At 72.8% G+C, this 24459-nt stretch carries 26 protein-coding genes; 6 read left to right on the top strand and 20 right to left on the bottom strand.

The genetic code is table 11. The features are described from left to right. Position 1: 1 nt before the first annotated feature. Positions 2-1564: an MFS transporter gene (locus tag DSM104329_RS10820; protein WP_259315449.1), complete on the bottom strand. Its 1563-nt coding sequence runs from the start codon at positions 1562-1564 to the stop codon at positions 2-4. 119 nt (positions 1565-1683) lie between these two features. Here DSM104329_RS10820 and DSM104329_RS10815 point away from each other — a divergent pair, with 119 nt between their 5' ends. After that, positions 1684-2085, top strand: a complete 402-nt coding sequence (locus DSM104329_RS10815; RefSeq protein WP_259315448.1) for a YccF domain-containing protein — start codon at positions 1684-1686, stop codon at positions 2083-2085. A 45-nt stretch (positions 2086-2130) separates the two neighbouring features. After that, positions 2131-2475, top strand: coding sequence for a hypothetical protein (locus tag DSM104329_RS10810; protein WP_259315447.1), 345 nt, complete (start codon positions 2131-2133; stop codon positions 2473-2475). Here the strand turns inward: DSM104329_RS10810 and DSM104329_RS10805 are convergent. Both DSM104329_RS10805 and DSM104329_RS10800 read right to left on the bottom strand, forming a co-directional pair. After that, the gene (locus DSM104329_RS10805; protein ID WP_259315446.1) at positions 2472-2855 is read right to left on the bottom strand and encodes an RNA-binding S4 domain-containing protein; all 384 of its coding nucleotides are present in this window, start codon (positions 2853-2855) and stop codon (positions 2472-2474) included. The genes DSM104329_RS10810 and DSM104329_RS10805 overlap by 4 nt on opposite strands. Before the next feature lie 16 nt (positions 2856-2871). After that, a complete protein-coding gene (locus DSM104329_RS10800; RefSeq protein WP_259315445.1) occupies positions 2872-3252 on the bottom strand; it encodes an FKBP-type peptidyl-prolyl cis-trans isomerase in 381 nt (126 codons plus the stop codon). 41 nt (positions 3253-3293) lie between these two features. Here DSM104329_RS10800 and DSM104329_RS10795 point away from each other — a divergent pair, with 41 nt between their 5' ends. From DSM104329_RS10795 to DSM104329_RS10785, 3 genes are read left to right on the top strand one after another with little or no spacing between them, the layout of a single operon-like run. After that, positions 3294-3752: a hypothetical protein gene (locus tag DSM104329_RS10795; RefSeq protein ID WP_259315444.1), complete on the top strand. Its 459-nt coding sequence runs from the start codon at positions 3294-3296 to the stop codon at positions 3750-3752. A gap of 50 nt (positions 3753-3802) precedes the next feature. Next, positions 3803-4291, top strand: a complete 489-nt coding sequence (locus DSM104329_RS10790; protein WP_259315443.1) for a DUF1360 domain-containing protein — start codon at positions 3803-3805, stop codon at positions 4289-4291. A gap of 41 nt (positions 4292-4332) precedes the next feature. After that, entirely contained in the window at positions 4333-5277 is a 945-nt protein-coding gene (locus DSM104329_RS10785; protein WP_259315442.1) for a manganese catalase family protein, read from the top strand. A gap of 96 nt (positions 5278-5373) precedes the next feature. Here DSM104329_RS10785 and gcvPB read toward each other — a convergent pair whose 3' ends face one another. The 9 genes from gcvPB to murC all read right to left on the bottom strand — a co-directional run bounded on the left by gcvPB (position 5374) and on the right by murC (position 14414). After that, positions 5374-6858: an aminomethyl-transferring glycine dehydrogenase subunit GcvPB gene (gene gcvPB, locus DSM104329_RS10780; RefSeq protein WP_259315441.1), complete on the bottom strand. Its 1485-nt coding sequence runs from the start codon at positions 6856-6858 to the stop codon at positions 5374-5376. Further along, positions 6845-8248 (bottom strand): aminomethyl-transferring glycine dehydrogenase subunit GcvPA, encoded by a 1404-nt coding sequence (gene gcvPA, locus DSM104329_RS10775; protein WP_259315440.1) that lies wholly within the window; start codon positions 8246-8248, stop codon positions 6845-6847. Before gcvPA ends, gcvPB begins: the two co-directional genes overlap by 14 nt. Before the next feature lie 68 nt (positions 8249-8316). After that, positions 8317-8994 carry a FadR/GntR family transcriptional regulator gene (locus DSM104329_RS10770; RefSeq protein ID WP_259315439.1) on the bottom strand — a complete coding sequence of 226 codons (678 nt, stop codon included), beginning with the start codon at positions 8992-8994 and terminating at the stop codon, positions 8317-8319. After that, a complete protein-coding gene (gene gcvH, locus DSM104329_RS10765; RefSeq protein WP_259315438.1) occupies positions 8991-9377 on the bottom strand; it encodes a glycine cleavage system protein GcvH in 387 nt (128 codons plus the stop codon). Before gcvH ends, DSM104329_RS10770 begins: the two co-directional genes overlap by 4 nt. Next, entirely contained in the window at positions 9370-10467 is a 1098-nt protein-coding gene (gene gcvT, locus DSM104329_RS10760) for a glycine cleavage system aminomethyltransferase GcvT (protein ID WP_259315437.1), read from the bottom strand. Before gcvT ends, gcvH begins: the two co-directional genes overlap by 8 nt. 186 nt (positions 10468-10653) lie before the next feature. Next, positions 10654-10788, bottom strand: a complete 135-nt coding sequence (locus DSM104329_RS10755) for a hypothetical protein (protein WP_259315436.1) — start codon at positions 10786-10788, stop codon at positions 10654-10656. Between the two features lie 219 nt (positions 10789-11007). Continuing rightward, on the bottom strand, positions 11008-12090 hold the full coding sequence (gene ftsZ, locus DSM104329_RS10750) for a cell division protein FtsZ (RefSeq protein WP_259315435.1): 1083 nt from the start codon (positions 12088-12090) through the stop codon (positions 11008-11010). A 178-nt stretch (positions 12091-12268) separates the two neighbouring features. Further along, positions 12269-13048 (bottom strand): cell division protein FtsQ/DivIB, encoded by a 780-nt coding sequence (locus tag DSM104329_RS10745; RefSeq protein ID WP_259315434.1) that lies wholly within the window; start codon positions 13046-13048, stop codon positions 12269-12271. 43 nt (positions 13049-13091) lie between these two features. Beyond that, the gene (gene murC / locus DSM104329_RS10740) at positions 13092-14414 is read right to left on the bottom strand and encodes a UDP-N-acetylmuramate--L-alanine ligase (RefSeq protein WP_259315433.1); all 1323 of its coding nucleotides are present in this window, start codon (positions 14412-14414) and stop codon (positions 13092-13094) included. 84 nt (positions 14415-14498) lie between these two features. On the opposite strand from murC, the gene DSM104329_RS10735 reads away from it, so the two are divergent. After that, complete coding sequence (locus tag DSM104329_RS10735) at positions 14499-14759, top strand: hypothetical protein (RefSeq protein WP_259315432.1); 261 nt, start codon at positions 14499-14501, stop codon at positions 14757-14759. A gap of 18 nt (positions 14760-14777) precedes the next feature. On the opposite strand, the gene murG is transcribed toward DSM104329_RS10735, so the two are convergent. From murG to rsmH, 8 genes are all read right to left on the bottom strand, one after another. After that, positions 14778-15839, bottom strand: a complete 1062-nt coding sequence (gene murG, locus DSM104329_RS10730) for an undecaprenyldiphospho-muramoylpentapeptide beta-N-acetylglucosaminyltransferase (protein WP_259315431.1) — start codon at positions 15837-15839, stop codon at positions 14778-14780. Beyond that, on the bottom strand, positions 15757-16989 hold the full coding sequence (gene ftsW, locus DSM104329_RS10725) for a putative lipid II flippase FtsW (RefSeq protein WP_259315430.1): 1233 nt from the start codon (positions 16987-16989) through the stop codon (positions 15757-15759). The genes murG and ftsW overlap by 83 nt, the downstream gene beginning before the upstream one ends. A 32-nt stretch (positions 16990-17021) precedes the next feature. Further along, the gene (mraY, locus tag DSM104329_RS10720; protein WP_259315429.1) at positions 17022-17990 is read right to left on the bottom strand and encodes a phospho-N-acetylmuramoyl-pentapeptide-transferase; all 969 of its coding nucleotides are present in this window, start codon (positions 17988-17990) and stop codon (positions 17022-17024) included. Further along, complete coding sequence (locus tag DSM104329_RS10715; protein WP_259315428.1) at positions 17991-19253, bottom strand: UDP-N-acetylmuramoyl-tripeptide--D-alanyl-D-alanine ligase; 1263 nt, start codon at positions 19251-19253, stop codon at positions 17991-17993. After that, on the bottom strand, positions 19234-20670 hold the full coding sequence (locus DSM104329_RS10710) for a UDP-N-acetylmuramoyl-L-alanyl-D-glutamate--2,6-diaminopimelate ligase (RefSeq protein WP_259315427.1): 1437 nt from the start codon (positions 20668-20670) through the stop codon (positions 19234-19236). The genes DSM104329_RS10715 and DSM104329_RS10710 overlap by 20 nt, the downstream gene beginning before the upstream one ends. 174 nt (positions 20671-20844) lie before the next feature. Then, positions 20845-22500, bottom strand: a complete 1656-nt coding sequence (locus DSM104329_RS10705) for a peptidoglycan D,D-transpeptidase FtsI family protein (protein WP_259315426.1) — start codon at positions 22498-22500, stop codon at positions 20845-20847. 13 nt (positions 22501-22513) lie between these two features. After that, on the bottom strand, positions 22514-23509 hold the full coding sequence (locus DSM104329_RS10700) for an FtsB/FtsL family cell division protein (protein WP_259315425.1): 996 nt from the start codon (positions 23507-23509) through the stop codon (positions 22514-22516). Then, complete coding sequence (gene rsmH, locus DSM104329_RS10695; protein WP_259315424.1) at positions 23506-24459, bottom strand: 16S rRNA (cytosine(1402)-N(4))-methyltransferase RsmH; 954 nt, start codon at positions 24457-24459, stop codon at positions 23506-23508. The genes DSM104329_RS10700 and rsmH overlap by 4 nt, the downstream gene beginning before the upstream one ends.

Here is a 24459-nt window from a genome sequence, read left to right as displayed (position 1 = left end):
GCTACTCGATCGCCTCCTGACGGCCGGCCGGGAGGCGCAGCATCGCGAGGACGAACGCGACGGCCATGATCCCGGCGCCGACGTAGAGGGCGGCCTGGAAGCCGTTGGCGAAGTCCTGGGCGATGGTGTGGGCGATGGTCTCGGCGATGTTCCCGCCGCCGCCGCCGGAGGCCGGCGCCGCGCCCCCGCTGCCCTGGACCACGTTCTCGGCGATGTCCTTGGCCTGCGCGGTGGGGATCCCCGCGCCCTCCAGGGAGTCCACCGTGTTCGACTTCCACACGGTCAGCAGCACGGTGCCGAGCAGCGCGACGCCGACCGCGGAGCCGAAGTTCCGCGTGGTCTGCACGATGCCCGACGCCTCGCCGCGGGCGCTCGCCGTGACCCGGTTCAGCGCGTCCGTGTTGATCGCGGACATGACGAGGCCGAGCCCGGCCCCGGTCACGAGCTGGCCGGGCAGGACGTCGATGTGGTCGAGCCCGGTCGCCTCGCTGGCCCACAGCGCCATGCCGATCGCGGTGCCCAGCAGGCCGAGCGCCACCGGCAGCTTCGGCCCCGTGCTGTCCATCATCCCGCCGCCGATCCGCGACGTGATGAAGAACGGGTAGAAGACGGTCAGGATCGAGAAGCCGGCCTGCGACGGCGGCTGGCCGGCCGAGATCTGGAAGTACATCGAGCCGAAGACGAAGATCGCCAGCCACGCGGTGAAGAAGAGGAAGACGATCGCGTTGTCGGTGGCGAAGACCTTGTTCGCGGCGAGCTTGCGGACGTCGATGAGCGGGTTCTCGGTGTTGCGCTCGACCATCCAGAAGACCACGAGCAGGATCAGGCCGACGACGATCGTGCCGATCGTGGCGACCGATCCCCAGCCCCAGACCGTCGACTGCTGGATGCCCAGGACGCTCAGCGCCATGCCCGCCACGAGCAGCGCCGCGCCGCGCACGTCGACGGGGGCGGGGTGCGCCTCGTCGTACAGCTTGGTGCGGCGCAGCTCGATCAGCGAGATCAGCGCCACCGGCACGTTGATCCAGAAGATCGCCCGCCACGTCCAGTACTCGGTCAGGTAGGAGCCGGCGATCGGGCCGATCGCGGTGAACAGGCCGGCGATGATGAAGAAGATCGACAGGCCCTTGCCGCGCTCCGCGGGCGGGAACGCGTTGAGCACGAGCACGGTGGCCGACGGGATCAGCAGGGCGCCGCCGATGCCCTGGATGGCGCGGAAGACGATCAGCCACGGCTCCGAGAGGCTCGAGCCGTCCGGGACCAGGCCGCAGAGCAGCGACGCGGTCGCGAACACGAGGATGCCGATCGTGACGATCTTCTTGTGGCCGATGATGTCGCCCAGGCGGCCGCCGAGCGCGACGAAGGCGGCGGTGGCGAGGGCATAGGCCGTGACGGTCCACTGGGCCGCCGTCGCCGACAGATGGAGATCGTCCTGGATCGTCGTCAGCGAGATGGAGACGATCGTGAAGTCGATCATCACCATCGCCATGGCCGGCACGAGGGGCCAGAGGACGCCGTAGCGGAGGTATCCCTTCGTCCCCGACGGCGATGCGGTGGCGTTCATGGGACGCGACGCTATCGACTGATGGCGTCGGCACGCGGTGCGCTACGCGGATTTCCGGACCTTCGGCATCGGAGCGGGCCCCGCGTGCACTTTCGGCGCCGGCGCGAGAGGATGGCGTCGTGCGCCTCGTCCTCAACGTCATCTGGTTCGTCCTGGCCGGGCTGTGGATGGCGATCGGCTATGCCTTCGCCGCCCTCATCTGCTTCGTGCTCATCATCACGATCCCGTTCGGCATCGCCGCCCTGCGGATCGCCGTCTTCGCGCTATGGCCGTTCGGCAAGACCGTCGTGCGCCGGTCCGATGCGGGAATCGCCTCCGGCATCGGCAACGTGCTCTGGTTCCTGCTGTGCGGCTGGTGGCTGGCGCTCGCCCACCTCATCAGCGGCGTGGCGCTGTGCCTGACGATCATCGGCATCCCGCTCGGGCTGGCGAACTTCAAGCTCATCCCCGTGTCGCTCATGCCGCTCGGCCGGGAGATCGTCGACGCCGACGTGGCCGACGGCGACGCCGTCCGGTTCTAGATTGTCCGGGCAGGGGAGCGCGGCACGGCGGCGAACCCCTCCCTCATGCCTTCGGATCAGCACATCACCGCGCGCGACCTGCGGGGCGAGCGCCGGCCGGGGCCGCACGCGGTCACCGACGACGAGCCGTCCGTACGCCGCCGCTACGCCGATGACGAGCTCTGGGATTGGACGGACGGGCTCGCGCGCGACGAGCGCAAGGAGCTCGAGGAGCTGCGCGCGGAGCGCACGGGGCTGCTCGAGCGCGTCGAGGAGCTTCATGTCGCCGCGCAGGACTCCGACGACCGCGAGCGCGCGCTGCGCTCCCTCGTGGCCCGGCTGGCCACCTGCCGCCCGTGGACGCGCCGCCGCCTGAGGGGCGAGCTGCGCAGCCGCGGGATGATCGACTAGCGCCCGCGGCCCGCGTCGTAGCGCCGGCGGTCGCGCTTCGTTGGCCGCCCGCCCGGTTCCGGGGCGCCCGTCGGCCCGGCCAGCCGCCGCAGCTCGGCGGCCCGCTCTCGTTGCGTCCGGCTCTCGGCCGTCTCCTCGTAGAGCAGCGCCGCCTCGCTCGCCGGGCCCCGCCGCTGCGCCGTGCCCCGGACGTCGACCGTCAACCGCGTCGTCGACAGGGTGATCTGCACGCGGTCGCCCGGGCGGACGTCCTTGCTCGGCTTGACCCGCTGCCCGTTGACCTCGACGCGGCCGCCGCGGACGGCCTCGGCCCCCAGGGCGCGCGTCTTGACCAGCCGCGCCGCCCACAGCCACTTGTCGACGCGGACGGGCTCGGTCACGGCGCGGCGGGCCCCGTCAGCGCACGCCGACGAGATCGACGACGAAGACCAGCGTCTCGTCGGGGCCGATGACGCCGCCCGCACCGCGCTTGCCGTAGGCGAGATGGGGCGGGATGGTGATGCGCCGCCGTCCGCCGACGCGCATGCCCGCCACGCCCTCGTCCCATCCGGGGATGACCTGCCCCTTGCCGAGCTTGAACTTGAACGTGTCGCCGCGATCCCAGGACGCGTCGAACTGGTTGCCGGTCTTCCAGGAGACGCCGACGTAGTGGACCTCGACGACCTGCCCGGCGACGGCCTCGTCGCCCTCTCCGACCGTGAGGTCTTCGAGCTCGAGCTGGTACGAGGGTGCCTCGCCGACGGGGACGTCGACCTGCGGCTTGGTATCTGAGCCCATGCCGGGAAGGTAGCCGGGCCGCGCCCGACTACGCTGAGGACATGAGCTACAGCGCGTCCGGCGGGCGGCGGCAACTGCTGGACACCCTCGCGGAGGCGACCGATCGCATCGGGGACGCGCTGGCCGCGCTCGGCGTGGCGTACGAGCAGCTCGACGAGCATCACGGCGACGAGCTCGAGGCGGCGCTGTTCCGCCCCGTGCAGGCCGCCTACGGGCGCGCGCAGCGGACGTACGCCGACTTCGCCGCGCGCTACGGGCTGCCGGCCCGCGCGTTCGAGCCGGGCTCGGCCGGGCCCGCCTCGGCCGGGGCGTGGTCGCTCATCGAGGACGCGGTCGACGCGGCCGGGGACGCCGACGAGACGATCGCCACGCTCCAGGACTCGCTGCTGCCGATCGAGGTGGGCGATCCCGAGGTGCGCGCCGGGCTGTCGGCGGTGCGCGAGCTGCTCGGGCCGGTTCCCGCGCGGGCGCGCGAGGTCGTGCGCACGCTCGGACGCTGACGGCCGGCGCGGCGCATGAGCTTCCGCAGACCGGGTACGCCGCACCGGACGTGCGTCCCGTCCACCACACGCCGACCAAGCCGATCGACTACGCCACGCTGAGCGCCACGTACGGCGCCCTGCTCGGCACGGTCGTCCTCGCGGCGCGCGACCGAGGCGTCGAGCCGGTCCGCGCCGCCGAGCTGGCGCCGCTGGGGCTGGCGGCCTTCACGCTGAGCAAGCTCGTGGCCAAGGAGAAGGTCGAGAGCTGGGTCCGGGCGCCGTTCGTCGACGAGCCGAGCCGCGAGCCGAAGGGCAGCGGCCTGCGCTACGCGATCGGGGAGCTGCTGACGTGCACACGCTGCCTGGGCGCGTGGAGCTCGCTCGGCCTCGTCGCGCTGCGGGTGGCGCGGCCGCGCGAGTCGCGCGTCGTCACCGCGGTCCTGGCGACGTCGGCCGTCAACGACTGGCTGCAGTCCGGGTTCACCCTCCTGTGTACGGAGGCCGACGATGCCGCCGCCCGCCGCGATCAGCGGGTTCAGACGCTGCGGGCCGGGTAGCCGCGATTGGAATTGTTCAATTCCCCCTGAGGAGGGCCCCCGTGATCCTTCGCATCGACCGTCTGCTCACCGAGATGCCCCCGCCGTCGGATCCCGATCCCAACGGCGCCGCGGCCGTCCAGGAGCTGATGGGCGGCAAGTACGGCGAGATGTCGACGCTGATGAACTACACGTTCCAGTCGTTCAACTTCCGCGACCGCCAGGGCGCGCGGCCGTTCTTCGACCTGATCTCGAACATCGCCGCCGAGGAGTACGGCCACATCGAGCTCGTGGCGACGGCGATCAACACGATGCTGACCGGCGCATCGCTCGACGACGCCAAGGACGTCCGCAACACGCAGCACTTCATCGCGGGCGGCAAGGGCGCGTTCCCGCAGGACTCGATGGGCAAGCCCTGGAACGGCGACTACGTGTTCTCGTCGGGCGACCTCATCGAGGACCTGGTCCACAACTTCTTCCTCGAGACCGGCGCCCGCAACAACAAGCTCAAGGTCTACCAGATGAGCGATCACCCGGCGGCGCGTGCGCTGACCGGCTACCTGCTCGTCCGCGGCGGCGTCCACCAGGTCGCCTATGCCCGCGCGGTCGAGAACCTGACGGGCGCGAACCTGATGAAGCTGTTCCCGTCCCCGCGCATCCCGACCGACAAGATCCCCGAGTGCCAGCCGCACATCAAGCGCGGCGACCACCTGAAGCTGTATCGCTTCTCGCCGAGCGACTACCAGGAGATCGTGGCGGTCTTCAACGGGCCGCACCCGGAGACGGGCGAGGAGCTCACGGTCGTCGACCAGGCCCCGGAGGGCTTCCCGCCGCACGACCTGCCGGAGCAGACCGACGTGTTCGCACCGGGCTACGCGCCGCAGGAGATCCACGAGATCGCCGACAAGCTGCGCAAGGCGGCCGGGCTGCCCGACGAGCCGCTGGGCGAGGTCGCCAACGGCAAGGGCCGCTTCGCGAAGCTGACCGACAAGGTCACGCCCTCGTAGCGCCCGCGCATTCCGGCATCGAGCGTCGAGTTCCTGCGGCTCAGGCTGAGGAACTCGACGCTCGGCGGCCCGGGCGGGCTAGGCGGCCCGGGCGCGCTACATCGGCTGGCGGATGACGGGCCGCTTCGCCGCGCCGGCCTCGTCGAGGCGGCGGACCGGCGTGGTGTGCGGCGCGGTGCGGGCGATCTCCGGATCCTCGGCCGCCTCGGCCAGGATGGTCTTGATCGCGTCGGCGAACCCGTCGAGCGTCTCGCGCGTCTCGGTCTCCGTGGGCTCGATGAGCAGCGCCTCGTCGACGAGCAGCGGGAAGTACACCGTCGGCGGGTGGTAGCCGTGGTCGAGCAGGCGCTTGGCGAGGTCGAGGGTCTTGATGCCGAGCTCGCGCTTCATCGGCGCGCCGGACAGGACGAACTCGTGCATGCACAGCCGCCCGTAGGCGAGCGGCAGGTGCTCGGCGACGTCGCCGAGCCGGGCGAGCAGGTAGTTCGCGTTGAGGACCGCGCTGACGCTGGCGTCCTTCAGGCCCTCGGCGCCCAGCGAGCGGATGTACGCGTAGGAGCGCACGAAGCAGCCGTAGTTGCCCTGGAAGCCGCGCAGGCGCCCGATCGACTTCTCGCTGACGTCGCGCAGATCGAACGACCCGTCGTCGTCGCGCACGATCCGCGGGTTCATGAGGTAGGGCTCCATGCGCTCGGAGACCGCGATCGGCCCCGACCCCGGCCCGCCGCCGCCGTGCGGCTGGGTGAACGACTTGTGCAGGTTGAAGTGCACGATGTCGAAGCCCATGTCGCCCGGCCGGGTGATGCCCATGATCGCGTTGAGGTTCGCGCCGTCGTAGTAGAGGACGGCGCCGACGTCGTGGACGATGCGGGCGATCTCCTCGATGTTCGCGTCGAAGACCCCGAGCGTGTTCGGGTTCGTCAGCATGAGGCACGCGACGTCCTCGCCGGCCTTCGCGCGCAGGTCGTCGAGGTCGACGCCCCCGTCGGCGTTCGTGCCGACCTTGACCACCTCGAGCCCGGCCATCGTCACCGTCGCCGGGTTCGTCCCGTGCGCGGTGTCGGGCGTGAGCACCTTGGTCCGCGTCTCACCCCGGTCGGCGTGGTAGGCCTTGGCCAGCAGGACGCCGGCCAGCTCGCCGTGCGAGCCGGCGCTCGGCTGCAGCGACACGTGCGGCAGCCCGCTGATCTCGCCCAGCGCCCGCTCGAGGTTCCACATCAGCTCGAGCGCGCCCTGCGCCCGCTTCGGGTGCTGGAACGGATGCAGCCGCGCATGCCCGGGCAGGGCCGCGACCCGCTCGTGCAGGCGCGGGTTGTGCTTCATCGTGCACGAGCCGAGCGGGTAGAAGCCCGAGTCGAGGTCGAAGTTGCGCTTCGACAGCCGGACGTAGTGGCGGACGATCTCCGGCTCGGAGAGCTCGGGCAGCCGCGGTCCCTCGGCGCGGCGCAGCTCGTCCGGGAGCAGTCCGTCGACCTGCGGCACGTCGAGCTCCGGCGCGACGAACGCGCGCCGTCCGGGCGCCCCCTTCTCGTAGATGGTCTCGATCGTCTCGCCCTGCAGCGGCGTCTCAGTGGCGGCCATTGGACGCTCCCGTCATCTCGCGCTTGCCCGCCTGCTCGGCCACCGCGTCGGCCAGCACCGCGGCCAGCCGGTCGATGTCGGCCCGCGAGCGCTGCTCGGTGATCGCCACCAGCAGTCCGTTGTGCTCGGGCAGCGCCAGGCCGGGGTTGACCCCCTCCGCCGCACAGCGCTCGACGACGTCGTCCACCGGCGCCCACTCCGGCAGCGTCACCGCGAACTCGCGGATCACCGGCCGGCGGTGCAGCGGCTCGACCCCGTCGATCGCGCACAGCGCCTCGCGCGCGTAGTGCGTGCGCTGCAGCAGCAGCTCGCCGAGCTCGACGATCCCCCGGCGGCCCAGCCACGCGAGGTACACCACGCCGCCGAGCGCGTTGAGCGCCTGGGCGGTGCAGATGTTCGAGGTCGCCTTCTCGCGGCGGATGTGCTGCTCGCGCGTCTGCAGCGTCAGCACGAAGCCGCGCCGCCCGTCCGCGTCCACGGTCTCACCGGCGATGCGCCCGGGCATCCGCCGCAGGTACGCCTCGGTGGCGGCGAAGAAGCCGAACGAGGGGCCGCCGAAGTCGAGCCGGTTGCCGAGCGGCTGGCCCTCCCCGACGCAGACGTCGACGCCGCACTCGCCCGGCGGCTTGAGGATGCCGAGCGTGATCGGGTCATACGAGGCGATCACCACGGGGCGCGAGCGCTCGTCGCCCGTGCCGCCGCCGGCCGCCGCGGCCAGCGCCTCGGCGTCCTCGACGGCGCCGAGGAAGTTCGGGTTCGCGAAGAACACCGCGCCGGTCTCGTCGTCGATCGCCGCGCGCCAGGCGTCGAGGTCGGTCGCGCCGTCGCGCAGCGCGACCTCCACGACCTCCGCGCCGAAGCCCTGCGCGTAGGTGCGCAGCGTCTCGATGGCGTGGGGATGCACGCCGGCGGAGACCACGAGGCGCGGACGCCCGTTGACGAGCTTGGCGAGGTAGCCGGCGGAGGCGAGCGCGCTCGGCCCCTCGTAGACGGACGCGTTGGCGACCGGCAGCGCGGTCAGCTCGGAGATCGCGGTCTGGTACTCGAACATCACCTGCAGACCGCCCTGCGACACCTCGGGCTGATACGGCGTGTACGGGGTCAGGAACTCCGAGCGCGACATCAGCATGTCGATGAGCGCCGGGACGTAGTGGTCGTACATCCCGCCGCCGAGGAACGTGATCTCGTCCTCGGCGCTGACGTTGCGCGCGGCCAGCTCGCGCAGGTGGGCATAGACGTCCTGCTCGGGCTGGCCGGGCGGCAGGTCGAGCGGGCGGCCCAGCCGCAGCGCCGCGGGGATCGCCGCGAACAGCTCGTCGGTGTCTGCGAGGCCGATCGCGGCGAGCATCGCTTCGCGGTCGGCGTCGGTGATGGCGGTGTATGTGCTCATTGAGGTCCAGCCACCCTCCCAGTGGATGGACCAATCCTATCCACCCTGCCCGACGGACCAGCCGGCCTTCAATCGTGGTCGACCATCTCGAGGTCCGAGAAGTCGCGCACGTGGAGGCGCATCGCCAGCTCCGCGCCCTCCTCGTCGGCGCGCTCGATCGTCTCGAGCACCTGCTCGTGCTCGCGCAACGAGCGCTCCGGCTGCGCCGGACGGACCAGGGACGCCTGCGACGACTGCGACAGCCCGGGCGCCAGGTGCTCGTACATCGCGCTGAGCACCTCGTTGTGCGCCGCGGCGATCAGCGCGTGGTGAAACGCGCTGTCACCCCGCAACCCCGGCTCGCCCTTCGCGATCTCCTCGCGCATCGAGTCCAGCGCGGCGCGCATCGCGGCGAGGTCCTCGCCGGTGCGCCGCCGCGCGGCCAGGCGCGCCGCGCGCGGCTCGACCGCCTCGCGCACCTCGTTGATCGCCGGCAGGTGGGCGTGACTGGCGATGAGCCCCTCGGCGAGCGTCCCGACGAGGTCGCTCGACTCCTGCACGAGGTAGATGCCGTCGCCGTGGCGGACCTCGACGATCCCCCGGACGCGCAGCGCCGTGAGGGCCTGGCGGATCGACGTGCGGCTGACCCCGAGCTTCGTCGCGAGCTCGCGTTCGGTCATCAGCCGGTCGCCGGGCCGCAGCTCCTCGGTGCGGATCAGCTCCTCCAGCCGGTGGACCACCCGCTCGTAGAGCGGGCGCGCGCTCACCCCAGGCTCGAGGTGTAGGTCTTCTGGTCGAGCAGCTGCTCGGTCTCGCCCGGATCGGACAGCTTGACCTTGACGAGCCAGCCCGCGCCGTACGGGTCGTCGTTGATCGCGTCGGGCGCGTCGCCGAGCGCGGTGTTGACCTCGACGATCTCGCCCGACAGCGGAGCGATGACGTCCGAGACCGCCTTGACCGACTCGACCTCGGCGTACGGGTCGTCCTTCTTGACGGACGAGCCGATCTCGGGCGGGTCGAAGAAGACGACCTCCCCGAGCGCGTCTTGGGCGTACCAGGTGATGCCGAACGTGGCGGTGTCGCCGTCGAGGCTCACCCAGTCATGCTCGGGGTGGTAGAGCAGGTCGTCAGGGTAGGAGGCTTCAGCCATGGGTCGTCTCCGATCGGTCCGGTCGGCGGTACAGCGGCTTGGCGCGCACCGTGGCGGGACGCATCTTGCCGCGAACGTCGATCTCGAGGCGCGCGCCCTCGGCCGCCCGGTCGGCGGGCACGTACCCCATGCCGATCCCGACGCCGAGCGACGGCGACATCGTGCCGCTCGTCACCACGCCGCCGCCCGCGATGGGGTTGCCCTGGCGCGCGATGCCCTCGTCGACGGTGAAGGCGACGAGGCGCTCGGCCGGGCCCGCCCCGCGGACCGCACGCACGGCATCGGCGCCGATGAAGCCGGTGTCCTCGCGGCACGCCCAGCCGAGCCCGGCCTCGATCGGCCCGCGATCCTCGCCCAGCTCGTTGCCGTACAGGTGGAAGCAGACCTCGAGGCGCAGGGTGTCGCGTGCGGCGAGGCCGGCGGGCCGGGCGCCCCGGCGCACGAGCTCGTCCCAGACGCGCGGCGCGTCGGCGGGATCGAGCAGCAGCTCGACCCCGTCCTCGCCGGTGTAGCCGGTGCCGCAGACGAGGGCGTCGGCCCCGGCGATGCGGCGCTCGCCCAGGGACATGCGCGCCGGCAGCGGGCTGCCCGCGACCGCGCCCGTGATCTCCCGGGCCAGCGGGCCCTGGACGGCGAGCATCGCGAAGTCGGCGGCGCGGTCGGCCACCGTGGCGTCGAAGCCCTCGGCGTGGCGCTGGAACCAGGCGAGGTCGCTCTCGTGGTTGGCCGCGTTGGTGACGGTCAGCCAGCGGTCGGGCTCGAGGCGGTAGGAGAAGAGGTCGTCGAGGACGCCGCCGTCCTCGCGGCACAGCAGCGCGTACTGCGCGCCGCCGACCGGCACGCGCTCCACGTCGTTGGTGACGAGGCGCTGCAGCAGCGCGGTGGCCTGCGGGCCGGAGGTCTCGATCTCGCCCATGTGCGAGACGTCGAACACGCCCGCCGACGTGCGCACGGCGAGGTGCTCGTCGCGGACCGAGCCGTACTGGACCGGCATCTCCCAGCCGGCGAACGCGACGAGCCGGGCGCCGGCGTCGCGGTGGCGGTCGAACAGCGGCGTGCGCCGCAGGGCGGTGTCGGGGGCGGCTCCCATCGGCGGCGGACGTTAGCAGCGGCCCTGGCGGCCGCCGCGGCGCCCGTCAGCGGCCCCGGGGTCCCCGGGGCTCACGCGTAGGCGGGCTCGAGCGCAACGGCCGGCGGGCCGCGCTATCGGTGCCGACGACTGGCGGCCCCTGCGGGACCTATGGGCGACGCACCATCGGGGGCATGGCCCGCCGCGTCATGCGTTCTGGATCGTCTTCGTCGGATAGGAGTGGACCAGGAGGTCGGTGAGAAACTCGTCCAGGTCCTGCTCCCTGGAGGCCTTGAGCGCCTGAAGATGCTCGGCGAGCTCCTTGAGCGTCATCGTCTTCATGAGTGCGTTATCGGATCATTCGGGGTGGGTCGTTAGCGACTCCAACCAACGTTTTTCACGTTTGAAGTCGTCCGTGCAGGGTATTGGAGACGGTTCGGCCACGTCCAGTTGGCGCGTGCGCGCTCGCATGGGAGTGCCGTGCAACGTCGCGTCGCGCACGTAGACGGGACGGGCCCGACGGAGACCGGCTCGCCCCGCGGCGCGGCTACGTGCCCGAGGTCAGCGCAGGAACGGCGGGATGTCGATGTCGTCGTCGGAGATCTCCAGCGAGGACCGCTGGCGCTCGTCCATGCGCACGTCGCGGTCGCGCCGCCGGGTGCGGGTCTCCTCGCGCGCCGACGACGGGCGGGCGCGCCCGTGGTCGAAGCCCGTCGCGATCACGGTGACCCGCACGTCGTCGCTCATCGCCGGGTCGATGACCGCCCCGAAGATGATGTTCGCCGACGCGTCCGACGCGGTGTTGACGATCTCGGCCGCCTCGTTGACCTCGAACAGCCCGAGGTCCTGACCGCCGGTGATGTTCAGCAGGATGCCGGTGGCGCCCTCGACGGACTCCTCGAGCAGCGGGGAGGAGATCGCCATCTTGGCCGCCTCGGCCGCGCGGTTCTCGCCGCCGGCCGTGCCGATGCCCATGAGGGCCGACCCGGCGTCGTGCATGATCGTGCGGACGTCCGCGAAGTCGAGGTTGATCAGGCCCGGGATCGTGATGAGGTCGGTGATGCCCTGGACGCCCTGGCGCAGGACGTTGTCGGCCTCGCGGAACGCGTCGAGGATCGAGGTGCGGCGCTCGATGACGGCGAGCAGCTTCTCGTTCGGGATCACGATGAGCGTGTCCACGACCTCGCGCAGGCGCTGGATGCCCTCCTCGGCCTGGCGCGTGCGCTGCGTGCCCTCGAACTCGAACGGCTTCGTCACGACGCCGACGGTGAGCGCGCCGATTTCGTTCTTCGCGATGTCCGCGATGACGGGCGCGGCGCCGGTGCCGGTGCCGCCGCCCTCGCCCGCGGTGACGAACACCATGTCGGCGCCCTTGAGCGCCTCCTTGATGTCGTCGCGCGACTCCGCGGCCGCGCCGTAGCCGACATCCGGGTTCGCCCCGGCCCCGAGCCCCTTCGTGAGGTCGTGACCGATGTTGAGCTTGATGTCGGCCTCCGTCATCTGGAGCGCCTGAGAGTCGGTGTTCGCCGAGATGAACTCGACGCCGCGCAGGCCCGCGTCGACCATGCGGCTGACGGCGTTGGTTCCGCCGCCGCCCACGCCGACGACCTTGATGACGGCCAGGTAGCTGCCGCTGCTCTCCATGAAGGTGTGTCCGAGTCTCTAGATAGCGTTGAGAGTTTTCTCGCGCTTTCCGGGGAAAACGCTGAAAGCACGGTATGCACGGCGTTTCCGAAAAGTCAACGCGAAGACTAGCGTCGCAACGATCGTTGCAAAAGCGCGAAGTCTCGATGGCCGCGCGAGAGTGCCGCCGATTCGGGAGTCAGGCTCCAGTCGAGGTCGAGGCTTGCGCCGGATCGGCCGTCGCGCTCGTCGGCAGCCCTCCGGCGACCGGCCGCTCGGGCAGCCGGACGTCGATGTAGGTGGCGCCCGCCGCGTCGCGGTCGCCCAGCACGCGGGCGGCGGCGATCCACTTCGCGCGGGGCCGTGAGCCGTCGCCCAGGAGGATGCGGGGACCGCGCTCGACGACCGCCTCGATCCCGGTCCGGCCGATCTGCACGCGCGCGATGTGACGGCGCAGGGCGGCGGGCGCGGCGGCGATCGCGTCGAGCGCGCGGAAGGTCTGGCCGCCGGTGACCCGGCCGCCGGCGGGCAGGGCCGGCACCTTGACGACCGGCAGCCCCGCCGGCGACAGGCGACCCTGCAGGAGCATGCCGTCGGCCGCGACGGGCGTGCGCTTGCCGTCCACGCTGAGGGCGGCGACCGGCGGGCGCTCGATCACCTCGATGTTCAGGCGGTGCAGGAGGTCGGCCTCGGCGCGGAGGTCCTTGACCTGCGGGTACATCGCCACCGCCTTGCGCAGCCGGCCCGTGTCGACGTGCAGCGTCGTCATCTCGCGCGCGGCCTGGTCGAGCGCCTGGCGGACCTCCGGCGCCTCGGCGCCCGTCGCACCGCTGACCGTCACCTGCTCGACGCGGACGAGGCTCGAGTCGCGGACCCACAGCCACGCGCCGAACGCGGCGGCGGCGAGCAGCAAGGCGAGGAGCACCCAGGCGCGCGCGCGCAGGCGCGGAGGCCGGAGATGGCGGGCGGCGGCGACCATCGATCCGATGTTCGCCCTCGACGGGCGACGTCCTGCCTGCGCGTCAGACCACGAACGACCGTGCCAGCCGGTCGATGTCCCCGGCGCCCATGAACAGCAGCACGTCGCCCCGCCCGGACAGCTTCTCGAGCAGGCCCGGCGCGCTCTCGGGACGGCGCCACCAGTGCGCGCGGTCGTCCGTGGCCCACACGACGAGCTGCGAGCTGACCCCGGGGAAGTCCTCGGCCCGCTCGCGGGCCGGGTAGACGTCGAGCAGCACCACCTCGTCGGCCCCCCGCAGCGCCGTGCCGAAGTCGCCCGCCAGCGCCTGCGTGCGCGAGTACAGGTGCGGCTGGAAGATCGCCACCACCCGCCGGCCCGCGCCGAGGGTGCGCGCCGCGGCGATCGTCGCCGCCACCTCGGTGGGGTGGTGCGCGTAGTCGTCGACGACGAGCGCGCCCCATGCGGTCTCCCCCAGCCGCTCGAAGCGCCGGCCCGCCCCCGCGAACGTGCCGATGGCCCGTACGGCGTCGGCCGGGGCGACCCCCACCAGCGCGCTGGCCTCGAGCGCCGCCGCGGCGTTGCGCGCATTGTGGATGCCCGGCACCCGCAGCACGACCTCCTCACCGCGCCACGCGAACCGCGACCCCTGCGCCGACAGCGCCGCGTCCGCGTCGTCCACGTCGTACGCGATCACCGGGAGCTTCTCGCGCAGGGCCAGAAGCTCGGGGCGCCTCCAGACGATCGCCTGCGGTGCGCCGCGCAGGAACGCCCGGAAGCAGTCCTCGAGCTCGTCGAGATCAGCGTACGTCGCATGGTGGTCGAGCTCGACGTTCGTCACGACCGCCACGTCGACGTGCAGCCGCAGCATCGACCGGTCGGACTCGTCGGCCTCGACGACCAGCCACTCGCCGCCGCCCCACGCGCCGTTGCTGCCGGTCGACCGCACGACCCCGCCGATGAGGTATCCGGGGTCCAGCCCGCACTCGAGCAGCACGTGCGCGACCATCGCCGAGGTCGTCGTCTTGCCGTGGGCCCCGGCCACCGCGATCGTGCGCCGTAGCGCGGTCAGCTCGGCGAGGAGGTCCTCGCGCGGCCGGACCTCCAGCCCGCGCGCGTGCGCCGCGACCACCTCGGGGTTGTCCGCGGGCACGGCGGTCGACGCGAACACCTCGACGCCATCGCCCGCCGGCACGTTCGCGCCGTCGTGGCCGACGACCGCGGCGATACCCGCCGCCCGCACCCGCTCGAGGTACGGCGACGACGCGCGGTCGGAGCCGGTCACCGTCGCACCCAGCGCCTGGGCGGCGAGGGCGTACGCGCTCATGCCCGCCCCGCCGATGCCGAGGACGTGCACCCGCCGTCCGGTCCAGGGCTGGTCGGTCACGGCCCGAGATCGTACGGCGCGCCCGGCGTTCCTCGCCGGACGCGGCGGTCACGCCCGGCGTGCGCGAGGCGTAGGCTGCGCGTCATGGAGCCGCTCGTGGTGGTCGGCCTCGGGTCGTTCGGGATCCTGCTGACGCTGGTGATGAGCCTCGCGCAGCCGCGCCGGCACGAGCGCTTCGGCGACCGAGCCGGCCCGCTCGAGCGCTCCTGCGCCGCCCAGGCCGAGGTCGAGGACACCGACATCGAGCAGATGATCGAGGCACGCAACGACATCCGCCGCCACCGCGGCCTTCCGGAGATCGGCGACGACCTCGTGGCGAGTCTCACCACCACCGACCGGCGATGAGACGAACCACCCCCGAGCTCACCCGCCCCGCCCGGCCGCGCTGAGCACCTCGCGCGCGATCTCGCGCGCCGCGTCCACGCGGGCCAGCCCGGCCGACGCCGACGCCATCGCGGCCAGGCGGGCGGGCTCGGCCAGGAGCCGGTCCACCTCGCTGCGCAGCCGCGCCCCGCTGAGCTCCGCGTCGGTCACGACCACCGCCGCCCCCGAATCCACCATCCACCGCGCGTTCGCGGTCTGGTGGTCCGCCGCCGCGTGCGGATACGGCACGAGCAGAGCCGGCCGCCCGTGCGCGGCGATCTCGAAGATCGAGCCCCCCGAGCGCGCCACGACCAGGTCGCTCGCCACGAGCGCGTCGCCGAACGGCTGGATGTACGGCTCGAGGACGTAGCGTGGCGGCGCGCCCAGCCGCGCCCGCAGCTCGTCGAAGTCGCGATGCCCCGACGCATGCAGCACCCAGCAACCCGCGTCGGCCAGCCCCGCGACCGCGGCATCGTTGATCGTCCTGGCCCCGAGCGAGCCACCGAAGACGAGCACGCACACCGCGTCGTCGGGGATGCCGAACCGCAGCCGCGCCGCCGCCCGGTCCGTCGACGGCGCCGGCACGGGCCGCCCGGTCACCCGGAACCGCGGCTCGTCGCGACCGTCGATCGGGAACGCCAGGCACACCCGCCGCGCGAACCGCGCCAGCAGCCGGTTCGTCAGCCCGAGGTGCGAGTCGGCCTCGGTCAGCACGAGGGGTACGCGCCGCAGCACCGCCGCGAGACCGACCGGCCCGGCGACGTAGCCGCCGCCGCCCAGCACCGCGTCGGGCCGCTCGCGGCCGAGGATCCGCCACGCCGCCGCCACCGCGCCGAACGCCTGCAGCACCGCCCGCGCCGCCTTCAGCGGATTCGAGCGCGACAGCCCGCTCACCCTGACGGGCAGGAACCGGATCCCCGCTTCCGGCACGAGCGACGCCTCCGCCCGCTCCCCGCCGACCCAGGCGACCTCGGCGCCGTCAGCCTGCAGCGCGCCGGCGACCGCCAGCGCGGGCACCACGTGGCCGGCCGTTCCCCCGGCGGCGATCAGCACCTTCGTCATCCCTCGATCCTGACCGAACCGGCATCAGATGCGCAGTGCGCCCCGACGAGACGTTCAGCAGCAGGCCCATCCCGGCCAGCAGCACGATGAGCGACGAGGACCCCGAGGAGATGAACGGCAGCGGCACGCCGGTCAACGGCGCCATGCCCAGCACGGTGAACAGGTTCAGCAGGGCCTGGCACAGGATCAGCGAGGTCACGCCGACCGCGAGCAGCGAGGCGTACGCGCCCTTCGCCGCCTTCGCCGCCCGCAGGCCCGCGTACGCGATCAGCCCGTAGAGGAACAGCAGCGCCCACACCCCGACCACGCCGAGCTCCTCGCCGATCACCGCGAGGATGAAGTCCGTGTGGGCCTCGGGCAGGAAGAAGATCTTCTGGACCGACTCGCCCAGACCACGGCCCAGGAACCCGCCCGACCCGAGCGCGATCTGGCCCTGCGCCGACTGGTAGCCGATCGTGTCCGCGTGCGCCCACGGGTCGATGAACGCGGTGAGGCGGTCGCGCCGGTACGGCTCGAGCAGCGCGAACAGCCCGATGAGCAGGACGCCGACGAGCAGGCACTTGCCCAGGAGCTTGAGCGGCATCCCCGCCGCCACGAGGACCGCGGTCAACGTGAACGCGATGACGAGGAACGTGCCGAGGTCCGGCTGCGAGACGATCAGCAGAGCGCACGCGCCCACCACCATCCCGAGCGGCCGGAAGATGCCCTTGAGCGTGAGGACGAGCTTCGGCTTCTCGGAGATCAGCCGCACCGCGTAGAGGACGAGCGCGATCTTCGCCAGCTCGCTCGGCTGGAACTGCAGCGGCCCGGCGCCCAGCCAGCGGGTCGCCCCGTTGACCTGCACGCCGACGCCCGGGACCTTCACCGCGAGCAGCATCACGACGGAGACGCCGACGAGCATCGGCGTGAGGTCGCGGACGCGGCGCAGGTCCATGCGCGCCACGACCTGCATGATCACGATGCCCACGACGCCCCACATGACGTACTTGACGAGGTACGCGGTGCCGTCGCCCTGGCCCTCGAGCAGCGTGCGCGCCGACGAGGCGCTGTAGACCATCACCGCGCCGGCGGCGAGCAGGCAGAGCGTCGCCGTGAGCAGGATCCTGTGCTCCACGGGCTGCTCGCGGGCGGCGGCGCGAGTTCTGGCCATCCATGCCGCATTCGACGCGGCGCGACGGACTCCTACGAGAGGGATTGCTGATAGATCGTGAAGCCGATCGCCGCGCAGACGGCGGCGATGATCCAGAAGCGCAGGATGATCTTCGTCTCCGACCACGCCATCAGCTCGAAGTGGTGGTGTATCGGCGCCATCAGGAACACGCGCTTGCGGAACGTCTGAAACGAGAAGACCTGGATGAGCACGCTCAGCGCCTCGATGACGAAGATGCCGCCGAGCAGGATCAGCAGCACCTCGGTCTTCGTCATGACCGCGATGCCCGCGATCGCACCGCCCAGGCCGAGCGAGCCGGTGTCGCCCATGAAGATCGTCGCGGGGAACGCGTTGAACCACAGGAAGCCGATGCACGCGCCGACGAGGCACGCGCACAACAGGGCGAGGTCCTTCTGGCCGGTCGTGACGAACGTGATGCCGATGTAGGCCAGCAGCACGATCGCCGCACACCCGGCGGCGAGGCCGTCGAGGCCGTCGGTGAGGTTGACCGCGCTCGTCGTGCCGGCGACGACGAGGTAGATCAGGACCGGATAGAAGATCCCCAGGTCGACCTGCGCGTCGACGAACCGCAGGCGGAGCGTCGCCGGGAGCCCCGCCTTCTCCTTGGCGATGTACCAGAGCAGCAGGGAGATCGCGATCGTGACGCCGAGCTTCGTGCGCGCCCGCAGGCCGAGCGAGCGCCGGCGCACGATCTTCGTGTAGTCGTCGGCGAAGCCCAGCAGCGCGCACAGCATCGCGGCGAGGTACACGCCGACCGCGCGCCAGTCGTAGTCGCTGAGGATCAGGAACGGGGCCGAGACGGCGAGGAAGATGATGATCCCGCCCATCGTCGGCGTGCCCGCCTTGGCGTGGTGGCCCTCGGGCCCCTCCTCGCGGATGTGCTGGCCGAACTCGCGCACGCGCAGGAACGCGATGAAGCGCGGGCTCAAGAAGACGCAGATGAGCAGCGCGGCCGTGCCGCCGATCAGGACCTCGCCCACCTAGAGCGCCTCGGCGACCGCTTCGAGTCCGACCCCGCGAGAGGCCTTGACGAGCACGGTGTCCCCCTCGGACACGATCTCCTCGACGAGCGCGGCGGCCGCCGCGGCGTCCGCGACCGAGTAGTCGCCGCCCATGTGCGCCGCGAGCGGGCCGACGGTGACGAGCACGTCGGAGCGCTCGCGCGCGTAGGCGCCGATCTCCTCGTGGAAGCGGATCTCGTCGGGACCGAGCTCGAGCATGTCGCCGAGGACCGCGACGCGGCGCCCCGGCGCGCGGTGGAGCTCGTCGAGGGCGGCGCGCATCGACATCGGGTTGGCGTTGTAGCAGTCGTTGAGGATGACCGCCCCGTTGTCGAGCTCGACGCGCTGCCCGCGGCGGGCCGACAGCTCGACGTCGACGAGCCCGCGCGGCTCCACGCCGACCGCCCGCGTGGCGCCCAGCGCGGCCAGCGCGTTCCGGCGCATGTGGGCGCTCTCGAACGGGATCCGGACGTCGCCGAGGTCCGCGACGTCGCCGCCGAGGCCGAACGTGATCCAGGACAGGTCGTGGCGGTGGTAGGGCTCCAGCAGCGGCTCGTCGACCGGGACGACCGCGGTGCCCCCGCCGCGCAGCCCGGCGATCAGCTCGGCCTTGGCGGCGGCGATCGCGGTGATCGAGCCGAGGAGCTCGAGGTGCACGGGCCCGATGTTCACGATGACCCCGACGTCGGGCTCGGCGATCGCGGCGAGCTCGGCGATCTGGCCGAGGCCGCGCATCGCCATCTCGAGCACGAGCACCTCGGTGTCGGCCGGCGCGGAGAGGATCGTCAGCGGCACGCCGATCTCGGTGTTGAGGTTCTGGGCCGTGGCGACCGTCCGCCGGTACGGGCGCAGCATCCCGGCGAGCAGGTCCTTCGTCGACGTCTTGCCGGTCGAGCCGGTGATGCCGATGACCTGCACCTCGAGCGCGCGGCGCCATTCGGTGGCCAGCCGGTGCAGGCCGGCGATCGGGTCGTCGACCGCGATCACCGCCCCGGGGGTCGTGCCGCGCGTCTCGGCCGCGTGCGCGGGCGTCGTCAGCGTCCCCCACGCCCCGGCCTGCAGCGCCCGCGCCGCGAACGCGCCGCCGTCGAGCGCCGCGCCCGGCAGGCCGACGAACAGGTCGCCCTCGGTGACCTCGCGCGAGTCGATGACCACGCGCCGGGGCCCGGTCGTCACCGGCGCGGGCGCCACGAGCCGGCCGCCCGCGGCGCGGGCGACGCGGTCAGGCGACCAGGCGCGCACGCAGCGCCTCCCGGGCGACGGCGACGTCGTCGAACGGCACCTTGCGGCCGCCGGCGAACTCCTGACCCTGCTCGTGGCCCTTGCCGGCGATCACGACCACGTCGCCGTCGCGGGCGAGCGCCACCACGTCGGCGATGGCCCGGGCGCGGTCGACCTCGACCGTCACGGGCCGGCCGGCCCCGGCGACGATCTCGGCGACGATCGCCTCCGGGTCCTCGGAGCGGGGGTTGTCGGAGGTGACGATCACCTCGTCGGCGAGCCGCGCGGCGATCTCGCCCATCAGCGGGCGCTTGCCGCGGTCGCGGTCGCCGCCCGCGCCGAACGTCACGATCACCCGGCGGTCGGTCAGCTCGCGCGCGGCGCGCAGCACGTTCTCCAGCGAGTCCGGGGTGTGCGCGTAGTCGACGAGGACGGCGAAGCCCTGGCCCTCGCTGACCGGCTCGAAGCGTCCGGGGACGCGGCCGGCGCGGGGCAGCGCTTCGGCGATCGTCGCGTCGTCGACGCCGAGCGCCCGGGCGACGGCGACCGCGCCGAGCACGTTGGCGACGTTGAAGCGGCCGGGCAGCGGGGTGCGGACGTCGAGCCGGGTGCCGTCGCGGCCGACGATCGCGAACGCGCTGCCGTCGAAGCCCCCGCGCACGTCGACGGCCCGCAGATCGGCCTCGCGGTCGATCGCGAAGGTCGTCACGGGAAGCTCGTCGGCCAGCCGGCGGCCGTACGCGTCGTCGACGTTGACCACCGACGCCGCCGGGCCCGCCGTGAACAGCCGCCGCTTCGCCGCGAAGTAGTCGTCCATGGTCGGATGGAAGTCGAGGTGGTCCTGCGTGAGGTTCGTGAAAAGGGCCACCCCCCAGTGGATCGCGTCCGCCCGGCGCAGCTCGAGCGCGTGCGACGAGACCTCCATCGCGCAGGCCCGGTCGCCGGCCTCGCGCATGCGGGCGAACGCGTGCTGCAGCTCGATCGCCTCCGGCGTCGTGCGCTCGAGGGTGGCCTCGGCGCCGCCGATGACGCTCTTGACCGTGCCGAGCAGCGCGGTCGGGATGCCGCCGGCCTCCAGCAGCTCGCGGATGAGGAAGCAGGAGGTCGTCTTGCCGTTCGTCCCGGTCACCCCGACGACCTGCAGCGCGGCGGTCGGGTCCCCGTAGAAGCGGGCGGCGACCGGCGCCATCGCCGCCCGGGCGCCGGGCACCGGGACCTGCGGGACGTCAAGCCCGGGGAGGGGGCGCTCGACGACGAGCGCCGCCGCTCCGCGCGCCACCGCGTCCGCGGCGAAGTCGTGGCCGTCGCGCGTGAACCCGGGCACGCAGAAGAACAGCGTCCCCGGTCCGGCGGTCCGGTTGTCGAACGCGAGTCCGGTGATCTCGACGCCTGCCGCCGCCGGGCTCAGCGGAGCATCGACGAGCTCTCCCAAGCGCATCGCGGGGATGCTAGTGCCGGGATCGGCGACGATCACCTCGTTCTGGCGAGGCGATCGTCGTGTCTGGCAAGGACGCACGCCCGAAGGCGCGCCCCTGGCACGTTGAGCGGCCGAGGACGCCGCCAGGCGCGGCGAACGTCCGTCAGACGGGGTGAGTGTTGCCGATCTCGGCACTCACTTCGGCGCGATCCGAAGGTAGGGCAGGGCGAAGGCCATGATCTGCCCGAAGGCCGGCGCGGCCACGGACCCGCCGTAGATGTCGCCCTTCGGCTCGTCGACCATGACGGCGCACAGGAGCTTCGGGTTCTTCGCGGGCGCGAAGCCGACGAACGACGCGACGTACTTCGAGTCCGAGTACTGGCCGGTCGTGGGATCGACCTTGTTCGCGGTGCCGGTCTTGCCTGCGAGCTGATAGCCGGGGACCGAGACCTCGCTCGCCGTGCCGCCCGGCGCGAGCACGCCCTGCAGCATCTGGCGCACGGACGCCGCGGTCCTGCCGGAGATGACGCGGTGCCCCTTCGGCTTGGCGATCTCGCGCCCGCCGACCGACTCGACGATGTGGGCGCGGCGCAGGATGCCGCCGTTGGCGATGGCGGAGTAGGCGGTGGCCATCTGCATCGGCGTCACCGAGAGGCCCTGGCCGATCGGCAGGTTGCCCATCGACGAGCCCGAGTACTGCTTGGGCGTGGGGACGATGCCCATCTCCTCGCCCGGCAGGTCGACGCCCGTGGGCCTGCCGAAGCCGAAGCGCCGCACCCAGCGGTCGAAGTCGACCTTGCCGAGCTTGAGCCCGATGGTGATCGCGCCGACGTTGCTGGACTCGGCGAGGATCTGCGCGGTCGTCAGGGTGGCCCAGCCGCGGGCGTGCGACTCGCCGATCGTCCGGTCGGCCACCTGGATCTGGGGCGCCAGGTTGAACGAGGTGCTCGGGGTGACCTTGCCCTCCTCGAGCGCGCCGGACACCGTGAAGGCCTTGAACGTCGACCCGGGCTCGTAGGTCGTGCCGACCGCCTGGTTCTGGCGGGCGTACGGGGGCGCGCCCGCGACGTCGTTGGCGTTGACGCGCGGCCAGTTCGCGAGGGCGAGGATCGCGCCGGTGTTCGGGTCCATGACGATCGCAGTGGCGCCCTTGGGCCGGTAGACCTCGCCGACCCCGCTGAGGACCGCCTCGACCTTGCTCTGGATCGCCGCGTCGAGCGTGAGGCGCAGCGTCTTGCCCGTGCGGGCCGTCTTCTCCTCGCGTACGCCGATCGGCTGGCCGATCGCGTCCTTCGTCAGCCGGCGGCGGCCGTCGCTGCCGTGCAGCAGGTCGTCGTCGGCGTACTCGAGCCCCGAGAGCCCGTTGCCGTCGATGCCGACGTTGCCGATGAGCTGCGAGGCCAGCCAGTTGCGCGGGTAGGTCCGGCGGCTGGTCGGGATGAGGGTGAGGCCCTCGATGTCGAGGTTCTCGACCTTCGCCGCCACGTCCGCGGGGACGACCCGGTCGACGTAGACGAAGCCGGTGTCGCGGCGGGTGAGCTTCTTGAGCAGCGCGCCCTCATCGATGCCGAGGATCTTCGAGACCTTCGCGGCCGCTCCCGCGGGGTCCTTGATGAGGTACGGCGTCGCGGCGATGTCGTCGGCGGGCTCGGAGACGGCGAGCGGCACGCCCGCGCGGTCGATGATCGCGCCGCGGCGCGCGGGGACGGTGACCGTCGAGACCTGCTGGCTGGAGGCGGCGTGCTTGAGCCCGCTCGCCTTGACCGTCCCGAGCCACACCGACCGCGCGCCGGCGAAGGCGAGCAGCAACAGGAAGACCGCGAAGAGCAGTCCGATGCGCCGGTCGATCATGCCCATGGGGTTCCTAACCGCCGGCCACCGCGCCGCCGGCCACGGTCGTGCCGGTGGACGTGCTCGGCGGGGTGGCGCTCTGCTGCGTCACGGAGGTGGGCGGCGTGGTGGCCGCCGGGGGAGCCGGCGGCGTCGCGGCCGCGGGCGCCGGGGTCGGGATCTGGACGGGAGCCTGGACCGGGGTCTGGGTCGTCTGCGTGACGGCCGCCGGCGGAGTCGTGGCGCTCGTCGTGGCCGGGGCCGGTGTCCCGGTCGCGGTCGCGGTCGCGGTCGCGGTGCCCGTCGTCGTCGCGGTGCCGGTGGTGGCGGGCGCGACCGGGGTCTGCGCCTGGGCTGCCGCCGTCTGCTGCTGCGGCGTGACCGGGAGGGTCGCCGTGCTCGCCTGCGCGACCGCGGGCACCTCCGCGCCGCTCATGCGCTTGCCGTCCTTGCCGAGGAACGTGACCTGGTCGGCCGCGGGCAGGACCATGCCGGCGCCGAGCGCGAGCTGCTGGATGCGGTCGGGCGCCTCGAGCTTGGAGACGTCGGCGCGCAGGACGGCGTTCTCGCGGCCCAGCACCTCGCCGCGCTCGACGTCCTTGCCCATGCCGGCGTTCAGCTTGAGCAGCGACACCTGCATGAAGACGAGGCCGATGAGGCCGACCGCGATGAGCGCGATCCACACCCGGCCGGTGAGGAGCCGGTCGAGCCACGGATGCTCGACCAGGCCCCCGAGGCGGCGGGCCAGGCCGCGGTCGCCGTCGGCGCGGCGGCGGGTGCGCCCGGGCGCGGGCAGCACGACGGCGCCGCCCGAGATGCGGCGGGGCGCAAAGGCGCCGAGCCCGCTCAACACGCCCGCGGGCGGGCGCTCGGACGTCGTCCTCGTGGCCGTCACGCGGCGGCCGCGGCCCTTCGGCGTGCGCGCGGGGCCGGAGACGCGGCGCGGGCCGCGCGTGGCCGTGGAACCGCGCACCTTGCGAGCGTGGCCGGAGCCGGCGGCGGTGGCCGCGCTCCCCATCCGAGGCGTCATCCCTGCTCTCCTTCGTCGCGCAGCTTGCGGGCGGCGCGCATGCGGGCCGACGAGGCCCGCGGGTTGGCGGCGATCTCGTCGGCGCTGGGGACGACCGAACGGCGGCTCAACAGCGCCGCCTCGGCGGTGCGCCCGCAGGCGCAGACCGGCAGGTCGGGCGGGCAGATGCAGCCCTGGGCCCGGTCTACCAGGAAGCGCTTCACGCGCCGGTCTTCAAGAGAGTGAAAGGAAATCCCTGCAAAGCGGCCGTCCTTGCGCAGCACGGCCCATGCGCTCGGCAGCGCCCGGTCGAGCTGGTCGAGCTCGCCGTTGACCGCGATGCGGATGGCCTGGAAGCTGCGCTTGGCCGGGTGGCCTCCGGCAAAGCGGGCCGGAGCCGGGATCGCGTCGGTGATGACGTCGACGAGCTCGTGGGTCGTCTCGAGCGGCCGGCGCGCGCGGGCGCGCACGATCGCGCGGGCGATCTTTCCGGCGTAGCGCTCGTCGCCGAACTCGCGCAGCGTGCGCGCCAGGCGTCGCTCGTCCCAGGTGTTGACGAGCTCGCGCGCGTCGAACTCCTGACCCGGGTCCATGCGCATGTCCAGCGGCGCGTCGTAGGAGTAGGAGAAGCCGCGCTCCCAGGTGTCGACCTGCATGGAGCTGATGCCGAGGTCGAGCAGCACGCCGTCGGCACGCAGGCCCTCGGCGACGAGGCCCTCGAGCGCCGAGGCGAAGTCCGCGCGGATGAAGCGGGTGTGGCAGTCGACCTCGGCGGCGAGCTGCTCGAAGCGCTCCTCGGCCGACGGGTCGCGGTCGATCGCGATGAGCGTGCCGGCCGGGCCGAGGTGCTCGGCGAGGCGCCGCGAGTGGCCGCCCGCGCCGAACGTGGCGTCGATCATCGTCTCCCCCGCGCTGGGGGCGAGAAGCTCGATCGCCTCCTCGGCGAGGACGGGGATGTGGGGGGCGCTCAT

The organism is Capillimicrobium parvum (assembly GCF_021172045.1).
In the GTDB taxonomy this organism is placed as follows: Bacteria; Actinomycetota; Thermoleophilia; order Solirubrobacterales; family Solirubrobacteraceae; genus Capillimicrobium; species Capillimicrobium parvum.
This window is presented reverse-complemented; position numbering and strand designations above follow the sequence as displayed.

Excerpts from the sequence above, each read along its gene's own strand:
- DSM104329_RS10820 (WP_259315449.1), bottom strand. The coding sequence starts at position 1,564 with ATGAACGCCACCGCATCGCCGTCGGGGACGAAGGGATACCTCCGCTAC.
- DSM104329_RS10810 (WP_259315447.1), top strand. The coding sequence starts at position 2,131 with ATGCCTTCGGATCAGCACATCACCGCGCGCGACCTGCGGGGCGAGCGC.
- DSM104329_RS10800 (WP_259315445.1), bottom strand. The coding sequence starts at position 3,252 with ATGGGCTCAGATACCAAGCCGCAGGTCGACGTCCCCGTCGGCGAGGCA.
- DSM104329_RS10795 (WP_259315444.1), top strand. The coding sequence starts at position 3,294 with ATGAGCTACAGCGCGTCCGGCGGGCGGCGGCAACTGCTGGACACCCTC.
- gcvPB (WP_259315441.1), bottom strand. The coding sequence starts at position 6,858 with ATGGCCGCCACTGAGACGCCGCTGCAGGGCGAGACGATCGAGACCATC.
- gcvPA (WP_259315440.1), bottom strand. The coding sequence starts at position 8,248 with ATGAGCACATACACCGCCATCACCGACGCCGACCGCGAAGCGATGCTC.
- gcvH (WP_259315438.1), bottom strand. The coding sequence starts at position 9,377 with ATGGCTGAAGCCTCCTACCCTGACGACCTGCTCTACCACCCCGAGCAT.
- gcvT (WP_259315437.1), bottom strand. The coding sequence starts at position 10,467 with ATGGGAGCCGCCCCCGACACCGCCCTGCGGCGCACGCCGCTGTTCGAC.
- DSM104329_RS10755 (WP_259315436.1), bottom strand. The coding sequence starts at position 10,788 with ATGAAGACGATGACGCTCAAGGAGCTCGCCGAGCATCTTCAGGCGCTC.
- ftsZ (WP_259315435.1), bottom strand. The coding sequence starts at position 12,090 with ATGGAGAGCAGCGGCAGCTACCTGGCCGTCATCAAGGTCGTCGGCGTG.
- DSM104329_RS10745 (WP_259315434.1), bottom strand. The coding sequence starts at position 13,048 with ATGGTCGCCGCCGCCCGCCATCTCCGGCCTCCGCGCCTGCGCGCGCGC.
- DSM104329_RS10735 (WP_259315432.1), top strand. The coding sequence starts at position 14,499 with ATGGAGCCGCTCGTGGTGGTCGGCCTCGGGTCGTTCGGGATCCTGCTG.
- murG (WP_259315431.1), bottom strand. The coding sequence starts at position 15,839 with ATGACGAAGGTGCTGATCGCCGCCGGGGGAACGGCCGGCCACGTGGTG.
- ftsW (WP_259315430.1), bottom strand. The coding sequence starts at position 16,989 with ATGGCCAGAACTCGCGCCGCCGCCCGCGAGCAGCCCGTGGAGCACAGG.
- DSM104329_RS10710 (WP_259315427.1), bottom strand. The coding sequence starts at position 20,670 with ATGCGCTTGGGAGAGCTCGTCGATGCTCCGCTGAGCCCGGCGGCGGCA.
- DSM104329_RS10705 (WP_259315426.1), bottom strand. The coding sequence starts at position 22,500 with ATGATCGACCGGCGCATCGGACTGCTCTTCGCGGTCTTCCTGTTGCTG.
- DSM104329_RS10700 (WP_259315425.1), bottom strand. The coding sequence starts at position 23,509 with ATGACGCCTCGGATGGGGAGCGCGGCCACCGCCGCCGGCTCCGGCCAC.
- rsmH (WP_259315424.1), bottom strand. The coding sequence starts at position 24,459 with ATGAGCGCCCCCCACATCCCCGTCCTCGCCGAGGAGGCGATCGAGCTT.